Source organism: Rhodococcus sp. UYP9, from assembly GCF_040547235.1.
Taxonomy (GTDB): domain Bacteria; phylum Actinomycetota; class Actinomycetes; order Mycobacteriales; family Mycobacteriaceae; genus Rhodococcoides.
In genome coordinates this window covers 16697-34997 of record NZ_JBEPPH010000008.1, presented here as the reverse complement: position 1 = coordinate 34997, position 18301 = coordinate 16697, and the positions used below count along the sequence as shown (strand labels likewise).

Genomic DNA, 18301 nt, shown 5'->3' with positions numbered 1-18301 from the left:
TCGAGATCCACCCAACCAGCGTTGTGCTGTCGTCGACGGCGGACATCCACTCCACTCGGTCATCGACGTGGACACCAGCCAGGCAGCGAGAAAGCCACCCATTTGTCGATCTCGGCCCGCGAGCGAAGTCGAACGATATCGAGGTGAGGCAGGCGTTCGGACAGTTCGTCGATTCGCGTAGAGGTCTTGTGGTGCGTGGTCCACGCCCAACGAACAATATGGTCGGCTTCGAAAAGAATTCGGTGCAGCGGCGGCTCGATGTTGTCATTCCACAGGACTTCTCGCCTGAAGCGACGGCGGACGGTCCGCGTGACGACCTGCCGCATCACACTTCGCCGCGGCAGGTCGAGCCAGACAACGAGGTCAGCGCGATCCGCTAGTTGGTCCCGAACTACGCCGTACTGCCATTCGGTCACCCACTCCGCTCGCGAACTGAATTCCGCCACGTCTGCTTCGAAAGATTCGCGACGAGTCCAGTCCGGACCGTGGTAAAGGGCGTCGATTTCGACGTGTTCGATACCGAGCGTGCGTGAGATCGCTGCGGAGAGAGTCGTCTTCCCCGCGCCTGAGGTACCGGCGACGATGATTCGCGCAGGCCGACCTCTCAGAGTGTCACCGGGACCGAGAATCACACCGGCTACCTTAGCTGGACTTGCAGCGTGCTCTCGCAGGGACGCTGTTATCGGTAGTCGTGGTCGACACCCGTCGCCATGGACGAGCATGCGACGGGTTGTCGGGATCGGATGTGGTGTTTCTTCGCTGCCCATGACCTCATGGACCTTATGGTTGGCGACGAGGGGGCGGGGCGCACACTTGTCGAACCACTGAAAGGGCACCGCATCATGAACACAATGCAGCCGTACAAGCGATGAACTCGAGGAGACCCCTCGCTGAGCTGACCCCCGCTGATCGACACCGCGCGGTAGCCGCCGGCTTCACTGAACATGTTGCACTGGTGCGTGATTGGGATGCACCAACTCCCGTCGAGGGCTGGGTCGTCCGCGATATCGTCGCGCATCTGGTCAACTGGTTCACTGACTTCCTCAGTGCCGGCGGTCAGAAATTACCACCTGGACCGGACGTACAGACCGATCCTGCAGCCGCTTGGCAGGCGCACGTGGAGGGTGTGCAGGCCCTACTCGACGGCGCCACCGCCGAGAGCGAGTTCACCCACCCGATGGTGGGGACCCACCGCCTCAACAACGCGATCGACCAGTTCTACACGTCGGATGTCTTCATGCACACCTGGGACCTGGCAACCGCCATCGGTCGAGCGCCGAACCTGGACCCTGCATTCGCCACACAGTTGCTCGACGGCATGGCCGGAATCGAAGAGCTGCTGCGGTCCTCGGGCCAATACGGTCCGGCCGTCGCCGTGGCCTTCGACGCGGATCCGGTGGCTCGACTGGCAGGCTTCATCGGGCGAGATCCGAACTGGAGTAAAGATTCGTTGCCGGGTAGCTGACTACCTGTGGAACCTATCTCGATGGCCCGTTCGTGGACGATGTTCACCCTGGATGATGGATCCCGATAGCGGGAATTACGAGCTTCGCTGAGAGGATGTCCCCATGTGTGAAGTGGTCGACGGGCATTGGACGTGAAGTCCCAGAACCGCCAGGATTGGGCGCCGCTCCTGCAAACGCTGGCCGGACGCCGTGAAGTTGCACGGTCCATGGGCGGGCCCGAGAAACTCGCCCGCCACCGCGCCGCCGGTCGAGTCGACGCCCGCACCAGAATCGATGAACTGCTCGATCCGGGTAGCTTCATCGAAATCGGCACCCTGGCCGGCGACGGTTCCACTCCTGCGGACGCTTTCGTCGCAGGCTCCGGCCTCATCGATGGCCGGCCTCTTCTGGTCGGGTCGGAAGACTTCTCGGTCAGCGGTGGTTCCATCGGCACCGCCGCCGCCACGAAGCGCGCCCGAATCGCGATCCTCGCACAGCAGGAGCGTCTTCCTTTGGTCATGATGCTCGAGGGTGCGGGGCACCGAGCCGTCAACGGACTCTTCCCACACCGACCGGCACCCAATGATCTGCAGGCGATGAGCGAATTGGCCGGATTGGTTCCCACTGTGGCAGTGGTTACCGGTCCCTCCGCCGGGCATGGGGCTCTGACCGCGCCCTTGTCCGACTTCGTGGTAATGGTCGACGCGGATGCAGCGCTGTTCACCGCGGGTCCTCCACTGGTGCAGGCGTCGACAGGCGAGCAGGTCACCAAGAGTGAACTAGGCGGGCCCGCAGTACACGCGGTGGAGAGCGGTGTTGTCCACAACGTCGTTGCGGACGTCGAAGAGGCACTCGCGTTGGTTCGACGGTACTTGTCGTATTTTCCGAGCAGCGCTTGGAATCGCCCGCCCGCGACGACAGCGGAATCCGGGCACGATCTCGACGAGCGCGATCTCGATGATTTGTTGGACATCATCCCGCCGAATCCGCGGAAAAGCTATGACATGCGGGAAGTGCTGGAGCGGCTGGTAGATGCCGGATCACTGTTGGAGATCCAGCCCGAGCATGGTGGTTCGATCATCACAGCCCTTGCCCGCATCGGCGGACAGGTGGTGGCGATCGTGGCCAACCAGCCACTGGTACTTGCCGGGGCGATCGACAGGGCAGCCGCAGAGAAAGCGGCTCGCTTCATTTCGATGACCAGCGCATTCCACCTGCCACTGGTGCAGCTGGCGGATAACCCAGGCGTACTGGCCGGAAGCGTTTCGGAGCGCGCCGGAATCCTCCGGGCCTCGGCCCGTATGTTCGCAGCTCAGCATCGTGCGCAGGTTCCAAAGCTGCATGTGACCGTGCGTAAGGCCTTCGGTTTCGGCAGTTCGGTGATGGGGCAGAACGCGTTCGGTGGGCAAACTGTTTCGCTGGCGTTTCCCGGTGCCATGCTCGGTGGGATTCCGGCCGGTGTCGGCGGCGTTACGGCCAAGGAAGATGAGCAGACACGAGCGGCCCTGATCGAAAACGAGAACTCGGGCCCCTGGCGCTTGGCCGGCACGGTCACCTACGACGAGGTAATCGATCCGCGCCAGTTGCGGAACGCATTGCTGGGAGGTCTGCGAATGGCCCGAGGTCGTGAGCCCGCACCGGTGGAACCGATTCGGCACATCGGCTATCTGCCCTGAGCGAAGCGGCAGAACTAGCATGAGGTGAATCTCGCGCGTGCTGCGCGTGACGGTCGGTCGCCGATGATGGCTGTTGATATACATACACGAGGTGCGAGTGAATTTTGTTTGGCGGAATACGGATCCAGTCGATGGACCGGGCGTTATCAGACAATCGGTCGTTGGATCGAGCGTGAACATCTCAAAAGAGGACGAATGATGACTACAGAGTTGACCATCCAAGAGCGACGAACGCAGGCACTTGCGGCGGTCACCGCCCCGGGGCGGCAATTCGAGCTTGTCTACGAGGACGTTCGCGGGCATCGAATGCAGGTGTTCAAAAACCGGGCGCGATCGCTGAGCGAGGCTCTCACTGCGTCGGCGGCCTACGGTGATCGCGAGTACCTGGTATGTGGCGACGTTCGGTTGACGTTTTCCGAGCACTATGACCGGGTGGCCTCGCTGAGTCGCGTCCTACAGCAGAAGTACGGGGTCGGCAAAGGCGACAGAGTGGCGCTCTTGGCGGCCAACAGCGCGGAATGGGTCCTCTCGTTCTGGGCTGTGACCGCACTCGGTGCGATAGCCGTCGGGATGAACTCGATGTGGTCGGCGCGTGAAACCGCAGATGCCATCGAACTCTGCACACCCATGCTCGTCGTAGCCGATGAGAAACGTCGAGCAATGCTTGACGATCCGAAGATTCCCGTACTGAAGATCGAGGAGGACATTCCTCGACTCAGCCTCGAATTCTCGGGCGCCGAGCTGCCGCCTGCTGTGGTCGAAGAGGACGACCCGGCCATCATCATCTTCACCAGTGGCACTACAGGTAGGGCGAAGGGAGCTACACATTCGCACCGCAACGTGATTGCTGCAGCCGACTACTTCGCCGTCAATGACGCGGCAGCGACCGAGATGGGAATTTCACGTCCGGAACAACGCCGCGTACTTCTCGCCGCGCCGCTGTTCCACATGATGTCACTGCACAATCTAGTGGTGCCCCGATTGGTCTTCGGGGATGCGGTGGTGATCTACCTCGGAAGGTTCGACATAGACAAGGCGCTCCAGCTGGTCGAAAAGGAACGAGTGACCCAATGGGGGATGGTGCCCACCATGGCCAACCGCCTAGTTCAGCTCGAGGACATTTCGGGATACGACCTGTCCTCCCTTACCGCTATTTCCCTGGGGTCAGCACCGTCTTCACCGTCGCTGAAAACGGCACTCCGCAAAGTTCTCCCCGACGCAGCGAAATCTCTGGGTACCACCTACGGGCTCACCGAATCCAGTTCAGCCGCAACCATTGCGACCGCCGCCGACCTAGCGCTTCACGAAGACTCCGTAGGCACACCAGTGATGACCATGGAGGTGAAAATTCAGGAGATCAGCGGAAGCCAGGTGGCGGACGGCGTCGAAGGCGAAATTTGCTTGAGAGGGCCATTGGTGATGCTGGGCTACTGGAACGACGCCGTCGCGACAGATGCTGCTATCGATGCTGACGGATGGCTGCACACGGGGGACATCGGCGTGATGCTCGACGGGCATCTTCGTCTGCGCAGTCGCCGATCCGACCTCATCATCAGAGGCGGCGAGAACATCTATCCAGCTGAGGTCGAAGCCGCACTCACGGAGCACCCCGCGGTGCAGGAGTGTGCAGTATTAGGCGCGCCGCACGAAGACCTAGGTCAAGAGGTGGTCGCCGTAGTCGTGACCGCGACGGACACGACGGAAGCGGATCTGAAGGCGTTCATGTCCGAGCGCATTGCGCGCTACAAGGTCCCGACTCGCTGGGTTCTCACTCAGATCGAGTTGCCGCGCAACGCTACAGGCAAAATTGTGCGGCGCGGGCTGGATTCGCTTGCGCCATAGGAATTCTGGACTCGATAGTTCAGTCTTTCACCGCAGTCGCTTGATGGCCGGCGTGATAGCCACCAAGCGACTGCACGCCCCGACGTCCAGCTAGTTGGAGCCGCCGGTCAGCGGTCGAGTTCTTGGCAAGGCTGGAGTGGTCGCTCGTCATAAGCGGGGTTGGCGACGCGACCTGTCCACCGCCCAGGAACAATCGGCCCGGCCAGCGTCAGCGGTGTATGTCGCGTGCGTGGGTCCGGTGACCATCGGGTGGGTGGTGTGGCAGATCGTCGTACAAGGTATCCACGCTCCCCGCGCTCGAGTCCCCCTCGCCCTCTTGGGGGTCGCGTTGACCGTCCTTGCAATCGGCCAGTTCCGTGCACGTGCCCGCGATCGCAGCCGGAAATAGAGTCACAGGCCGACCGCGCCGAGCAGGGCTTCTCCTGGATCGACGACCGCAACGACGGCCGCGACGAACAGCAGCGCCATCGCAATGGTCATCACAGCACCGAGCGATCCGAGGGTAACGAACATCCGACGGTAGGCACCGTCTGTCGCGTCCGACGATCTGTAGCGTCGGAAGGCGATGACTGTTCCGGTAGCGACTACAGCGATCACCACGGCGGTAGCGACAATCACCGCCCAGTTGTAGTGCTCGACCTGTGTGAGCAGCTCGAGCAGTGGCGGCCTGGAGTCTCCGCTCTGCACACCGTTGTCGATCAGAGACTGCGCTCTCTGCCCGTCTGCGTTGTCAGTGGAGAGCATCGGAAGCAGCGCGACTACGGGTGCGACCGTCGACTGGATGTTGAGCACAGCCACAAACACCGAAAACAATGACAGCACAGTCGTAGTGGCCGCCGCGACCACGCAACCTACGCCGGCCGTCAGAGATCGCCGCCACAGAGTCGCCGCGAGCAGACCCAGAACCGCGGCCAGCAGCACCGAGATGACGATCTTGATCGCGTGCCACTCGAACCAGTAGTCCACCATCTCCGCCAAGCCGGGAGGATAGGTGCGGACTCCGCTACCCCAGTAGTCGATCAAGCCGCGGCCGAGCAGCTCACTCATGACGGATTGATCCTGGAACTGCGGATAGCGTCCGCGTAACAACGCGGCCGGGCCCAGAACGAACGCGGCCACCAATGCCGCTCCGGCGCATGACAACGAAACGATCGACCAGCGACTTCGGTTGACGGACCTACTCATTGACGACTCCCTTCCGGGAGAGAGTCAATCAGCAGGTACTCGACTGCACATCCATCTGCAGTACTACATCTGACGAACGAGGTACCAGCTCAGGATTCGATGCTCGATCGCTGGCCGCGCCGGACCCTGGCAATCGTCACCGAGGCCAGGATCAACCCTGCAACCGTGATGAAGTCGGATTCGGTCAACCCTCTGTCTGCATCGACCACGTTGTTGTGCATCATTTTCTGGTTCCTCTCGGTGGATGGGGGAGTTTGCGTGGGCGCGCCGCTGAAACTGTGTTGGGGCGAGCGTCCGGGATTCGCCGCGAGATGCTCGGCGACGCGGTGTGCGTCCGAGCTTTCGTTTCCTCCGACGTCGGTGCGTGAGTTCAGGATCGGGGCCGGACGGGTGGAGTACACCTGAACGTCGAGCACATCGGGGCATCGACCTCACTGTCGGGCAACGCCGGCGACGCGTCGAGAACGGCGGTGACGGCAGTGGTGACCTCTCGCGGTGCGGAGATGACGGTGCGCAGTACACCGTTCTTGTATGCCGGTAGCGCGGTCAGTTCGGCGGCGAGCTCGCCGGGGGTGCCGAGGACCTCGACATCACGACGAGAGCTTCCTTGATAGACGGCGTCGATGGCGACGGAGACACTGTCCACTTCGCGGGTGTCCGACAGTGCCGCTGCTTGGGTGAGTGCGAACTGTCCGGCGGATCGGGAGTTGTAGAAAGCTCCGCGGTACGCCGCGATACCAGGTCGCCGTAGGAGTGCGAATCCGTCAATATATGTTGACAATATGGATTCCGAAAAGAAACTCACCGCGGCCGAACTGACCGCGATGTATGACGAATACAACGCCGCCCTCGCAGCGGTCGAGCTCGCTGAAGGTGTGCGCGATCTAGGGCGTAAGGATGCTGGAAAGTGGATCACCGACGCCGAGCGGCGTCGCATCGATGCCGTCTCTGATTTCGATGCGCTCGAGATCAACGCGTTCCTGGCTTCGACGATGATCGCCGACCGCTACGCCATCATCGAGCGATTGCGCAGTGCAAGCCCGCCGGTGCCGTGGTCGAAGATCGGCGACGTTCTCGGCATGAGCAAGCAAGCAGTGCATCAGTGGTATGGCGGCTACAATCTGCGGCCCAGAGTGAAGAACCCGACGGACCCCGTTCGATAGTTGAGGAGCAACTGCAACGGCCAGCGTCAAGATTTCTTGACGGTTGCCTGTCACCGAGTTTTGATGCCAACGAAAATGTAATTCCAATGAGAGTCGTTTCAATCGCAGGCCTGGGGGATTGTGGCCGTTTGTACGTATGTCGGCAGTGAACAGACACAGCAACGCGATTGGTTGGGTTACCGACCCGGCGCCTAGGTGCAGCCATCGCGCAGCGGTCACACACTGGTGATCCACCGACCGACCGTCGGCTGACGAGTCTGCATGCGTCGTGCACAGTTCGCGAGTGGTCGACTGGTACACGAAGCGGAAACATTCTCGACGGGGGACATCGCCCAACATATTACTTGACATAATGTTGATTATCGGCAAAATAGCTGAAAATGAGGAAACCCCAGGTCAGCCCACGGCCGGCACGAAAAAACTGCTTCGAGCGGTGATCCACCTTCAGGCGGCATCGACCAGTTGCCCAATCATCGTATGTCGAGTCTCGCAAATACGATACGCGCACACAGGGATTCGCCGCCGTGCTCGATGCATTCCGTACGGCGTCGCCATTGTTGTCTATCGATATTGGTGCCTTACCGATGGCATGTTCCATGTGCAGTCTCATCGATACTCCCGGCCGCTACTTCGGAGTCCATCCCCTCTCAGTGGGTTTCCCAGCCTTCAAATCGTCACGTGACGATTTGAAGGCTGGTTTGTGGGTCCGACTCTTTGACGACAGCTCCGATGATTGGCGGGTCTCGCACGCGTCGGCAGCCGATGTGCTGATCTTCCTTTCCAGCACGTGGGTCCAGGCGCGATTTCGGCGCCACTGGCGACAGTACGGCGGGGATTCATCCGCAGTGGGTGAGCATTTTCGGCCCAGGACGGCTCACACTCGAATTTGACAACCGCTGCTGCGAGGATAGAGGAATGTGATGACTACTGAATACGATCGCCATCCCGTAAAACAAGGATTTGCAGCCGGAACGACGTTTGCCGCCGCAATCCTGCTACTTACTGTGTCGATACTGACTGTGCTGCAGGGTATCTCGGCGATATCGAAAGACGAATTGTTTGTCGCCGGACCTGAGTACATTTACAAATTCGATCTCACGACGTGGGGTTGGATCGTCACGATTGTAGGTGTGCTCGGTGCGCTCATTGCAATCGGCATGTTCAGCGGAGCAATCTGGGCCCGAGTTGGTGCCATCGTGATCGCGTCGCTCTCGATCATCGCTAATTTTCTGTGGCTCCCGTACTACCCGTGGTGGTCAGTCCTGGTGATCGCAATCGACGTCGTCGTCATCTGGGCGGTCGCTTCTTGGAGAACTGACTGACGCGCTTCGACGGCAAGGGAAGTCAGCCCGAGGCGGACATGTCCCTGTCTTCGGCTGCAGGTATGAGTCCCATTGGGGTCACCTGTCCCCCACTGGTGAATCTGTGTGCTGACTCAATCAATCGGATTCGACCATTCCCCAACCAATCACTATGCAGCACTAGGAGTCAGCTATGACGGACGAAGCATTTGCACGTCGTGATTCGCTACCTATTCCCGATCGTCAACACCTGGGATTGATCACCTACGACGCCAAAGATCCGGAAACCAGCTTCCCACCGATCGAACCGTTATGACCTCCGGAGGGTGCACCGAATATTTTGGTGATCCTTCTCGACGATGTTGGTTACGGCGCGAGCAGTGCATTCGGTGGGCCGTCGAATACACCGATTGCAGAGCGTTTACAGGCCGGTGGCCTGACTTACAGCCGCTTTCATACCACTGCATTGTGCGCTCCGACTCGGGCAGCGTTGCTCAGCGGCCGTAATCACCATTCAGTGGGAATGGGAATGATCACGGAGACCGCTACCGCAGCACCCGGCTCGTCCGGCATGCGCCCCAATACCAAGGCTTCGTTGCCGATGACGTTGAAGCTCAATGGGTACTCGACGGCGCAGTTCGGCAAATGTCACGAGGTGCCACCCTGGCAAACCTCGCCGGTCGGACCGTTCGACGCTTGGCCGACCGGTGGCGGTGGTTTCGAGCACTTCTATGGGTTCATCGGCGGTGAGAACAACCAGTACTACCCCGCGCTGTACGAGGGCATCAGCCCGGTCGAGGCCGAGAAGACGCCGGAGGACGGGTACCACCTCACCGAGGACCTCGCAGACCGAGCAATCGATTGGATTCGCACCCAGAAGGCGCTCGCACCTGACAAGCCATTTTTTGCGTACTTCGCTCCCGGAGCTACGCACGCACCCCATCATGTCCCGCCCGAGTGGGCAGACAAGTATGCGGGCAAGTTCGCAGACGGGTGGGATCGCCAGCGCGAGACAATCATCGCTCGGCAAAAAGAATTGGGTCTCGTGCCGGCGGATTCAGAATTGACCGCGCGTCCGGATGCAATTCCATCCTGGAACGATATGAGCGAGGACCTCAAGCCGGTACTCGAACGGCAGATGGAACTCTATGCTGGTTTCCTCGAGCACGCCGACTACCACGTCGGCCGGGTAGTCGATGCGGTGGAATCCATTGGTGCACTTGATAACACGCTGATCTACTACATCATCGGTGATAACGGTGCGTCGGCCGAGGGCACAGTCAACGGTGCGTTCAACGAGATGGCGAACTTCAATGGCTTGGCAGCGATCGAGACACCGGAATTCATGGCCGAAATGAAGGACAGGCTCGGTGGACCCGATTCCTACAACCATTACTCGGTCGGCTGGGCATGGGCAATGTGTACCCCGTTTCAGTGGACGAAACAAGTTGCCTCACATTGGGGCGGTACCCGCAATGGCACTGTCGTGCACTGGCCTGCCGGATTCACCAGCAAAGGCGAGATACGTTCGCAGTTCACCCACGTCATCGATGTTGCGCCCACCATTCTCGAGGCTGCCGGCATTCCGCAACCCACCTTTGTTCTGGGAGTTCAGCAATCGCCTATCGAGGGCACCAGCATGAACTACACGTTCGACGCGGTAGATGCGCCCGAACGTCACGACCTGCAGTACTTCGAAATGGCCGGCAACCGCGGCGTCTATTTCAAAGGGTGGAGTGCAGTCACCCGCCACAGCACGCCATGGCTGGCGAACGAGCAACTGCCTGCGCTCGACGACGACGTTTGGGAACTCTACGACGGCAAGAACGATTGGACACAGGCCAAGGATTTGGCGGCAGAAGATCCCGATCGACTGGCGAACTTGCAGAGGCTCTGGCTGATCGAAGCCGTCAAGTACAACGTCCTACCAATCGACGATCGACGCTTCGAGCGCTTGAATGCAACACTGGCTGGAAGGCCACAGTTGATCAAGGGCACCAAGCAAGTCTTGTTTCCCGGAATGAAGCGCCTCAGCGAACACAGCGTCCTGGACATCAAGAACCGCTCGTTCAGTGTTACGGCCTCGATCGAAACGCCATCGGACGGACCCACCGAGGGCGTGATCATCGCTCAAGGTGGCCGGTTCGGTGGCTGGGCGCTCTACCTCAAGAACGGGCATGCATCCTTCGTCTACAACTTGCTCGGAATGACCGAATTCACTGTCACTGCAACGGAAGCAGTTACCCAGGGCAAGCACCAGATACGCTCGGAGTTTGCTTACGACGGAGGCGGCCTCGCCAAAGGTGGCACCGTCACCGTCTACTACGACGGCCGTGAAGTCGGCAAAGGTCGGGTAGATCAGACACAGCCGATGATTTTCTCCGCCGACGAGACGACCGATATCGGCGAGGAATACGGCATGCCGGTCAGCGTCGCGTACGCCGGCGCCAGTAAATTCAACGGGCACATCGACGTCGTACAAATCGATGTCGGCGACGACGACCACTCGCACCTCATCGATCCCGCCGACGTCGCCAGAGTTGCAGTATCGCGCCAGTAGCATCAGGGGTTGTTCGATACTCCGCACCTTGTCGGATCGTTTCGTTCATCGGTTCGACAAGGTGCGGTTCTACTTCGGAGGCATGACGCTTCGGAAGTGATCGGCGATGTCCCCTGCTGTCGTGAACCAGACGTCGTCGGCATTCGCCGTCATGTGTTCGAGGGCAGCGCGAAACCGCCGGAGTCGATACGGTTGGCCGGTCAGGAATGTGTGAATCGAGATGGCCAGCACCACAGACTGATCGGCTGAATTGTCCTTGAGTTCTTCGAACGAGTCGATGATCGTGCGCTCGAACTCGTCCGCTGTGCCGTGATGGTGCACGAATGCCGGTAGGTCGTTGGCCTCGTGGGGATACGGAACGCTGAGCAGCGGTCCACCGCGGGTGGAAAGCCACACCGGTTGATCATCGATCGGCCAGTCGAGTGTGTAGTCGAATCCGCGCTCAGCCAGGAGGTCCTCGGTTACACGGCTCGGATTGGCGCCCGGACTCATCCACCCACGAGGCGGTATCCCCTCGAGGCGTTCGATCTTGCGATAGACCTCGTCGATGGTCCGGCGCTCATCGTCCTCGTCCTGTTGGTTCGGTTGGACCGCGTTGGTGCGGCCGTGGGCTACGAAGTCGGCGTCGAGTTCGCGAAATGCGTCGAGCAACTCCGGTGCATGGTCGTATGTTTCGGTGTTGAGTAACAGTGTGGGCCGTATTCCGCTCCGCTCCAAAGTTTCTGCGATTCGGAATCCGCCCACTCGGTTGCCGTACTCTCGCCATCCCCAGTTGTAGGTGTTCGGTTGATCCATGTCTGGTGTGTAACCGAGGCCGGGCTCGCCGTCGTCATAAGGGAAGTGTTCGCAGTTGACGGCGACATACACCGCCAGTCGAGCACCACCGGGCCACTCGAACTGTGGACGATCGGTGATTGCCGAGTAGTCGAAGCGTCCGTGTGAGGCAAGGGCCATCGGGTCATTATGCACCGCCACTCCACGATGGGTAGTCAAGCAGAATCATCCTGGGCGGGTGATGCTCTCTGCACCGGAATGGACCATGCTCGAGTGCTGAGCAGCGAGTCGATCTCTGGCGAATACGACGAGACTGGCGATGCGTCGCACATGCACGATGACGAAGGAGTGCCCGTGAGTACTCGATCAAAGCCTAACCGGGCTCCCGCAGTAGTAGATGCACCGGCACCTGAGCATTCGGGTTCAGGGCGCGCTTCGCGTGCCTTGGTATCTCGCCGGGAGCTTGGAAACTGGGATTCGACTAGTCGCGGGCACGACCCGCTGCAGACGATTTTGGCGCAGAGCGAAATTCGTGCGCCGGACCTCCTCCCGATCCGACATGGGCGAATGAGCCATTCACCGTGGACGTACTACCGCGGTGCCGCGGCAGTGATGGCCGCCGACCTCGCGTCCACCGCCAATACCGGGATCATGGTCCAGATGTGCGGGGATGCCCACATCCTCAACTACGGTCTGTGGACCTCCCCCGAGCGAAGTCTCATCTTCGATCTGCGTGACTTCGACGAGACCCTGCCGGGGCCGTTCGAGTGGGACCTCAAACGCTTTCTCGCGAGCGTTGTTGTGCTGGCCCGAGATAACGGCGTGCCGGAAATGCTTGCACAAGACTCGGTCCGAGCGGGATACCGAAACTATCGCAAGCACATGAAGACTTACGCGAAGATGCCGCAGATCGATGTCTGGTACGACAAAGTCGGTGTCGAGCAGTTGGTCGAATATGCCACCACCGACGATGAGGGCGAAGTGGATGCACTCATCGAGAAGCGCGCCAAGAAGCGGACAGGCCGGGTGGCATCGAAGAAGCTCACCACGTTGGTCGACGGCCACCGAGCGATAACCGAGGATCCTCCATATCGAGTACACCGGCTCGGCGACGCCGCGGCGCAGATCTTGCACGATGTGATGCGCAAGTATTACGACTCCCTTCCCGACCACCTCGACAACCTGCTTACCCGTTACGACGTGGTCGACGCAGTGCGTCAAGTCGTCGGTGTCGGAAGTGTCGGGATGCGGGTGTTCCTGACCTTGCTGGAGGAACGGCGCAGCGGTGACCCATTGCTGCTACAGATCAAACAAGCAGGCCCATCGGTGTACGAACAATTTCTGGGTAGGAGCAAGTACGAAAATCACGGATCACGGGTTGTGCACGGACAGCGCATGATCCAGAGTGCCACCGACATGTTCGTGGGATGGACATCGTTTCAGGACAAGAATTTGAACCTGGATTTGGACTTCTACGTCAGACAGTTTCGCGACGGCAAAGTAATCCCCAAAGGTGAGGTCGTCGCTCCGCGCCTGGCACAATTCGCCGCAGCCTGCGGCCACGTACTTGCGCGCGCCCACGCTCGCAGCGGCGACGCAGCTGCCATCACGGAGTATCTCGGCGGTCGCAGCAAGGTCGAGGAAGCGATGGTTGCATTCGCTAGCGCCTACGCCGATCAAAACACCACCGACCACGCCCAACTGGCCAAAGCCGTCGAAGACGGCTCCATCCCGTCCGAGCGTGGTTGGCCTGATATCCCCTGAAGGCGGACCCGCTTTCCGTTGTCGGTCAGTTGCCGACGTATCGCGCCAGGTAGTCGCCGGTGAGCGTGGTTCGGTCGGCGACGAGATCAGTGGGCGTTCCTTCGAAAACGATACGGCCGCCGTCGTGTCCGGCCCCGGGTCCGAGATCGATTATCCAGTCCGCATGCGCCATCACAGCTTGATGGTGTTCGATCACCACTACCGATTTGCCGGAGTCGACGAGGCGGTCGAGTAGGCCGAGAAATTGCTCGACGTCGGCGAGATGGAGCCCGGTGGTCGGTTCGTCGAGTACGTAAATTCGGCCTCTTTCGCTCAAGTGGGTCGCGAGCTTGAGGCGTTGCCGTTCACCACCGGACAGTGTGGTCAGAGGCTGACCCAGCTTGACGTAACCGAGGCCGACATCGCAGAGTCTGGTCAGTATCTTGTGTGCGGGCAGAATCCTCGCATCGCCTTCGCCGAAGAAGTCCTCGGCTTCGGCCACGGGCATTTCGAGAACTTCGCTGATATTTCGTCCACCGAGGAAGTACTCCAGCACCGATGCCTGAAACCGCTTGCCCTCACACACTTCACAGATGGTGGCGACCCCGGCCATCATCGCGAGATCGCTGTAGATGACTCCTGCACCGTTACAGTTCGGGCATGCGCCTTCGGAGTTGGCGCTGAACAGAGCAGGCTTGACGCCGTTGGCTTTGGCGAACGCTTTTCGAATCGGATCGAGTAGCCCGGTGTACGTAGCTGGATTACTACGTCGGGATCCGCGGATCGCTCCCTGATCGACCGCGATGACGTCGTCCAGCCCGGACAGTGATCCGTGAATCAGCGAGCTCTTGCCCGAACCGGCGACACCGGTGACTACAACAAGAACTCCGAGCGGCACGTCGACGTCGACGGATCGAAGGTTGTGGGACGTCGCACCGCGGATTTCCATGACCTCGGTGAAGGCACGTACGGAATCCTTCAGTGCTGCCCGGTCGTCGAAATGACGGCCCGTGATGGTGTGACTCGCTCGCAGTCCTTCGACCGTCCCTTCGAAGCAGAGCTCTCCTCCCCCACGGCCGGCGCCGGGACCGAGGTCGACGATGTGGTCGCCGATCGCTATCGTTTCCGGCTTGTGCTCGACAACCAGCACCGTGTTGCCTTTGTCTCGAAGCCTCAGGAGGAGATCGTTCATCCGAGCGATGTCATGTGGATGCAGGCCGATGGTGGGCTCGTCGAAGACGTAGGTGACATCGGTGAGTGAGGAACCGAGGTGGCGAATCATTTTGGTGCGCTGGGCTTCCCCACCGGACAGGGTGCCGGACGGACGGTCCAGACTCAGGTATCCGAGCCCGATCTCGACGAACGAGTCGACGATGCCACTCAACGACGTCAGCAGAGGCGTCATCGTCGGTTCCTTCACACTACCGACCCACTTGGCGAGATCGCTGATCTGCATAGCGCACACGTCGGCGATGTTCTTGCCCTTGATCTTCGACGATCGCGCAGCCTCGCTGAGCCTGGTGCCGTCGCAGTCTGGGCAGGTCGCGAAGGTGATTGCGCGATCCACGAAAGCACGAATGTGGGGTTGCATCGCTTCGACGTCCTTGGACAGAAACGACTTCTGAATCTGTGGAATCAATCCCGTGTAGGTCAGGTTGATGCCTTCGACCTTGATTTTGGTCGGCTCCTTGTAGAGCAGATCGTTCATTTCTTTCTTGGTGTATTTGCTGATCGGTTTGTCCGGATCGAAGAAGCCGCAGCCGCGGTAGATGCGGCCGTACCAACCGTCCATGCTGTAGCCGGGCACGGTGATGGCGTTCTCGTTCAAGGACTTGGCTGCGTCGAACAGTGCGGACAGATCGAAATCCGATACCGAGCCTCGGCCCTCGCACCTGGGGCACATTCCGCCGGTGATACTGAAACTGCGCCGTTCTTTCGTCTGTCGGCCACCGCGCTCGATGGTGACGGCGCCAGCCCCGGAGATCGAGGCGACGTTGAAGGAGTACGCCTGTGCCGAACCGATGTGTGGCTTGCCGAGTCTGCTGAAGAGGATACGAAGCATCGCGTTGGCGTCGGTGGCGGTACCGACCGTCGATCGCGGATCTACGCCCATTCGCTGTTGATCGACGATGATCGCCGTCGTCAGCCCGTCGAGTACATCGACGTCGGGGCGAGCCTGCGTGGGCATGAAGCCTTGAACGAAAGCGCTGTAGGTTTCGTTGATCATCCGCTGTGACTCTGCGGCTATCGTGTTGAACACCAACGAGCTTTTGCCCGAGCCGGAAACACCGGTGAAGACGGTCAGCCTGCGCTTGGGTATATCGACGCTGATGTTCTTGAGATTGTTCACTCGGGCGCCTTGCACGCGGATCAGATCATGAGTGTCGGCAGCATGCAGCCCAGGCGACTTCGCATTTCTCTTCGTGGCCATGCGTTCGGTTCTCCATCTCTGGAACAGGTAGTTGTCGTCACAGTAGCTGCGGGTCGCGCCATCCCGCTTCTCGATTCCTGATCCACATTCTCGACAGCTCCTCGCGGGTTAACATCTGCGGATGAAGCTCGGCGAATACATGTCCATGGATGCCGTGTCGTTGGCAGAAGCCGTTCGTACCCGGCAGGTAACTGCGCGCGAACTTCTCGATCTCGCACGTGAGCGAGCCTCCGCGGTGAACGGCAAGCTGAACGCCATCGTGTCGACGTTGGACGTGGCCGACGCGCGGGCCGACGACACCTCGCTCAGCGGACCTCTGGCGGGTGTACCGTTTTTGATCAAGGATCTTCTCCAGGAGTACAAGGGTTATCCGACGTCGTACGGTTCGCGATCCCTGGCCCATCACGTCGCTACCGATCACGCCCTGGTGACTCAGCGATTTCTCGACGCAGGCCTGGTGATCTTCGGGAAGACCAACACTCCGGAGCTGGGTGCGAAGGGCGTAACCGAACCCGACTATTGGGGGGCTGCCCACAACCCATGGAACCTCACTCGGACGCCCGGCGGTTCTTCGGGTGGATCCGGCGCCGCCGTGGCTGCTGGGATTGTGCCCGCAGCCGGCGCCAACGATGGTGGCGGTTCGATTCGGATCCCCGCGGCGTGCAACGGTCTCGTCGGCCTGAAGCTCAGTCGAGGTCTCTCTCCTTACGGTCCGCAGACCGGAGAGATCATGTTCGGAATGGTGACGCAGGGGGTGGTCAGCAGAACTGTGCGCGACAGCGCTGCGCTGTACGACGCAGTTGTCGGCCCTGATCCGAACTCGGACTACCAAGCTGCATTTCCAGCGCAAGCATTCTCGAGGGATCTCGATCGAGCCCCGTCCCCGCTACGAATTGGTTGGTCCTCGTCCTCGGCGGTCAATCCGGAACCGCACCGGGAGGCTGTCGAGGCGGTGGAGCGTACCGCCGAACTACTCGCCGGTTTGGGGCACCACGTCGAGCAGGTAACGCCGCCATACGACGACTGGGCGCTCTCGCGCGACTTCCTGACGATCTGGTTCGCTCAGGTGCACGCGCAGATTGCGGATATCAAAAGACGAACTGGCGCAAGCGATTCCGATTTCGAGGCTGACACTGTGGCAATTGCGGAGTTCGGTCGTTCGAGTGGTTTGCTTGCCCTGATCGAGGCGTTGGAACGAACGACGTCGCACATCCGGTCACTCAGCGCTTTCCACGAGCGTTTCGACTACCTGCTCACTCCGACGTTGGCAACTCCCCCTCTGCGAGTAGGCGCCACCTCCACCTCGTCGTTGGTGCAGCGAACCGCTCGTCTCGTCAGCAAGGTTCGCGGTGGAAAACTCATGGCACTCAGCGGGGTGCTGGACGACGTCGTCGAGGACAGCCTCGGGTGGGTCCCTTATACCCAGTTGGCCAATCTCACTGGCCGCCCCGCGATCAGCGTTCCTCTGCATTGGACCGAGGACGGGCTGCCACTGGGTGTGCAGTTCGTCGGAAAATTGGGATCCGACGGTGAACTACTCCGGCTCGCGGCTCAGCTCGAGGAAGCGCAACCGTGGATTCAGCGATTCCCCGCTCCTGCAGGGTGAACTCGTGACCGCGCTACCCGCGGTACCGAGCACAGTCGGTACCGCGGGTCAGTGAGTCAGAGTTCGAACTCGGCCGGGTCTATGCCGACGGCGAAGCAGGCGTTGCGCACTGCGTTCTTCTCGTGATCATCGAACAGTCCGTCTGCGCCACCGATGATGATGCCGATCTGAATGACGGCTCGGGCTTGCTCCGGCTTGGTCTTCAACTTGCCGATGGTGGCAGTGGCTTCCACTTTGCCGAAGTCGAAATCACCGTTCAGCTTGTCGCAATACCAGTCGAACTTCTGCCGCAGTTCGTCGGCAGGGAACACCTTCAAGGCTTCGTTGCTGGCAATGAGCGATGCCGTCTTCTGCCGTTCGGCCGGATCTATGGTGCCATCCGCTGCGGCGATGAGAGCGCACATCGCCATGCTGCCGTTGGCGAATTCTTTGTTCTTGAACTGGACGGTCTTGGTCTGCAACTGCCCGTTCAGCTCTTGGGCCTTCGACTTGAGTTGGTCCCAGAAAGCCATGGATCTCCTTCGTTCGGCGTCGCACCGTTCGCGCGATCGACTCCATTGTCCACACCTTGGTCC

General features: G+C 60.4%; 14 protein-coding genes and 1 pseudogene. 8 read left to right on the top strand and 7 right to left on the bottom strand.

What is annotated here, in order from left to right; all coding sequences use genetic code 11:
* Positions 1–59 precede the first annotated feature (59 nt).
* Positions 60–632 carry a P-loop NTPase family protein gene (locus ABIB36_RS19400; protein ID WP_084345129.1) on the bottom strand — a complete coding sequence of 191 codons (573 nt, stop codon included), beginning with the start codon at positions 630–632 and terminating at the stop codon, positions 60–62.
* Between the two features lie 236 nt (positions 633–868).
* On the opposite strand from ABIB36_RS19400, the gene ABIB36_RS19395 reads away from it, so the two are divergent.
* The 3 genes from ABIB36_RS19395 to casG all read left to right on the top strand — a co-directional run bounded on the left by ABIB36_RS19395 (position 869) and on the right by casG (position 4963).
* A complete protein-coding gene (locus ABIB36_RS19395) occupies positions 869–1465 on the top strand; it encodes a maleylpyruvate isomerase family mycothiol-dependent enzyme (protein ID WP_084345130.1) in 597 nt (198 codons plus the stop codon).
* A 132-nt stretch (positions 1466–1597) separates the two neighbouring features.
* Complete coding sequence (locus tag ABIB36_RS19390; RefSeq protein ID WP_354562798.1) at positions 1598–3121, top strand: acyl-CoA carboxylase subunit beta; 1524 nt, start codon at positions 1598–1600, stop codon at positions 3119–3121.
* A gap of 198 nt (positions 3122–3319) precedes the next feature.
* Positions 3320–4963, top strand: a complete 1644-nt coding sequence (gene casG / locus ABIB36_RS19385; protein ID WP_354571655.1) for a steroid-24-oyl-CoA synthetase — start codon at positions 3320–3322, stop codon at positions 4961–4963.
* A gap of 390 nt (positions 4964–5353) precedes the next feature.
* On the opposite strand, the gene ABIB36_RS19380 is transcribed toward casG, so the two are convergent.
* From ABIB36_RS19380 to ABIB36_RS19370, 3 genes are all read right to left on the bottom strand, one after another.
* Positions 5354–6148: a hypothetical protein gene (locus ABIB36_RS19380; protein WP_354562803.1), complete on the bottom strand. Its 795-nt coding sequence runs from the start codon at positions 6146–6148 to the stop codon at positions 5354–5356.
* A gap of 89 nt (positions 6149–6237) precedes the next feature.
* A complete protein-coding gene (locus ABIB36_RS19375) occupies positions 6238–6372 on the bottom strand; it encodes a hypothetical protein (protein ID WP_354571653.1) in 135 nt (44 codons plus the stop codon).
* Between the two features lie 146 nt (positions 6373–6518).
* On the bottom strand, positions 6519–6929 hold the full coding sequence (locus tag ABIB36_RS19370) for a hypothetical protein (RefSeq protein ID WP_354562808.1): 411 nt from the start codon (positions 6927–6929) through the stop codon (positions 6519–6521).
* Position 6930: 1 nt separating this feature from the next.
* Between ABIB36_RS19370 and ABIB36_RS19365 the strand changes: the two genes are divergently transcribed.
* The 3 genes and pseudogenes from ABIB36_RS19365 to ABIB36_RS19355 all read left to right on the top strand — a co-directional run bounded on the left by ABIB36_RS19365 (position 6931) and on the right by ABIB36_RS19355 (position 11172).
* On the top strand, positions 6931–7311 hold the full coding sequence (locus ABIB36_RS19365; RefSeq protein WP_084345135.1) for a hypothetical protein: 381 nt from the start codon (positions 6931–6933) through the stop codon (positions 7309–7311).
* A 920-nt stretch (positions 7312–8231) separates the two neighbouring features.
* A complete protein-coding gene (locus tag ABIB36_RS19360; RefSeq protein ID WP_084345143.1) occupies positions 8232–8633 on the top strand; it encodes a DUF7144 family membrane protein in 402 nt (133 codons plus the stop codon).
* Between the two features lie 172 nt (positions 8634–8805).
* A pseudogene (locus ABIB36_RS19355) lies at positions 8806–11172 on the top strand (sulfatase-like hydrolase/transferase).
* 69 nt (positions 11173–11241) lie between these two features.
* On the opposite strand, the gene ABIB36_RS19350 reads toward ABIB36_RS19355, so the two are convergent.
* Entirely contained in the window at positions 11242–12147 is a 906-nt protein-coding gene (locus ABIB36_RS19350) for a polysaccharide deacetylase family protein (RefSeq protein ID WP_354562811.1), read from the bottom strand.
* Between the two features lie 129 nt (positions 12148–12276).
* Between ABIB36_RS19350 and ABIB36_RS19345 the strand changes: the two genes are divergently transcribed.
* Positions 12277–13710, top strand: coding sequence for a DUF2252 domain-containing protein (locus ABIB36_RS19345; protein WP_502944954.1), 1434 nt, complete (start codon positions 12277–12279; stop codon positions 13708–13710).
* A gap of 25 nt (positions 13711–13735) precedes the next feature.
* Here the strand turns inward: ABIB36_RS19345 and ABIB36_RS19340 are convergent, their stop codons facing one another.
* On the bottom strand, positions 13736–16120 hold the full coding sequence (locus ABIB36_RS19340) for an ATP-binding cassette domain-containing protein (protein WP_354562814.1): 2385 nt from the start codon (positions 16118–16120) through the stop codon (positions 13736–13738).
* Positions 16121–16241: 121 nt separating this feature from the next.
* On the opposite strand from ABIB36_RS19340, the gene ABIB36_RS19335 reads away from it, so the two are divergent.
* Positions 16242–17726: an amidase gene (locus tag ABIB36_RS19335; protein ID WP_084345138.1), complete on the top strand. Its 1485-nt coding sequence runs from the start codon at positions 16242–16244 to the stop codon at positions 17724–17726.
* A gap of 56 nt (positions 17727–17782) precedes the next feature.
* On the opposite strand, the gene ABIB36_RS19330 is transcribed toward ABIB36_RS19335, so the two are convergent.
* Positions 17783–18238 carry a tellurite resistance TerB family protein gene (locus ABIB36_RS19330; RefSeq protein WP_084345139.1) on the bottom strand — a complete coding sequence of 152 codons (456 nt, stop codon included), beginning with the start codon at positions 18236–18238 and terminating at the stop codon, positions 17783–17785.
* Between the last annotated feature and the right edge of the window lie 63 nt (positions 18239–18301).

Excerpts from the sequence above, each read along its gene's own strand:
- ABIB36_RS19395 (WP_084345130.1), top strand. The coding sequence starts at position 869 with ATGAACTCGAGGAGACCCCTCGCTGAGCTGACCCCCGCTGATCGACAC.
- casG (WP_354571655.1), top strand. The coding sequence starts at position 3,320 with ATGACTACAGAGTTGACCATCCAAGAGCGACGAACGCAGGCACTTGCG.
- ABIB36_RS19380 (WP_354562803.1), bottom strand. The coding sequence starts at position 6,148 with ATGAGTAGGTCCGTCAACCGAAGTCGCTGGTCGATCGTTTCGTTGTCA.
- ABIB36_RS19375 (WP_354571653.1), bottom strand. The coding sequence starts at position 6,372 with ATGATGCACAACAACGTGGTCGATGCAGACAGAGGGTTGACCGAATCC.
- ABIB36_RS19365 (WP_084345135.1), top strand. The coding sequence starts at position 6,931 with ATGGATTCCGAAAAGAAACTCACCGCGGCCGAACTGACCGCGATGTAT.
- ABIB36_RS19360 (WP_084345143.1), top strand. The coding sequence starts at position 8,232 with ATGACTACTGAATACGATCGCCATCCCGTAAAACAAGGATTTGCAGCC.
- ABIB36_RS19345 (WP_502944954.1), top strand. The coding sequence starts at position 12,277 with ATGCACGATGACGAAGGAGTGCCCGTGAGTACTCGATCAAAGCCTAAC.
- ABIB36_RS19340 (WP_354562814.1), bottom strand. The coding sequence starts at position 16,120 with ATGGCCACGAAGAGAAATGCGAAGTCGCCTGGGCTGCATGCTGCCGAC.
- ABIB36_RS19335 (WP_084345138.1), top strand. The coding sequence starts at position 16,242 with ATGAAGCTCGGCGAATACATGTCCATGGATGCCGTGTCGTTGGCAGAA.
- ABIB36_RS19330 (WP_084345139.1), bottom strand. The coding sequence starts at position 18,238 with ATGGCTTTCTGGGACCAACTCAAGTCGAAGGCCCAAGAGCTGAACGGG.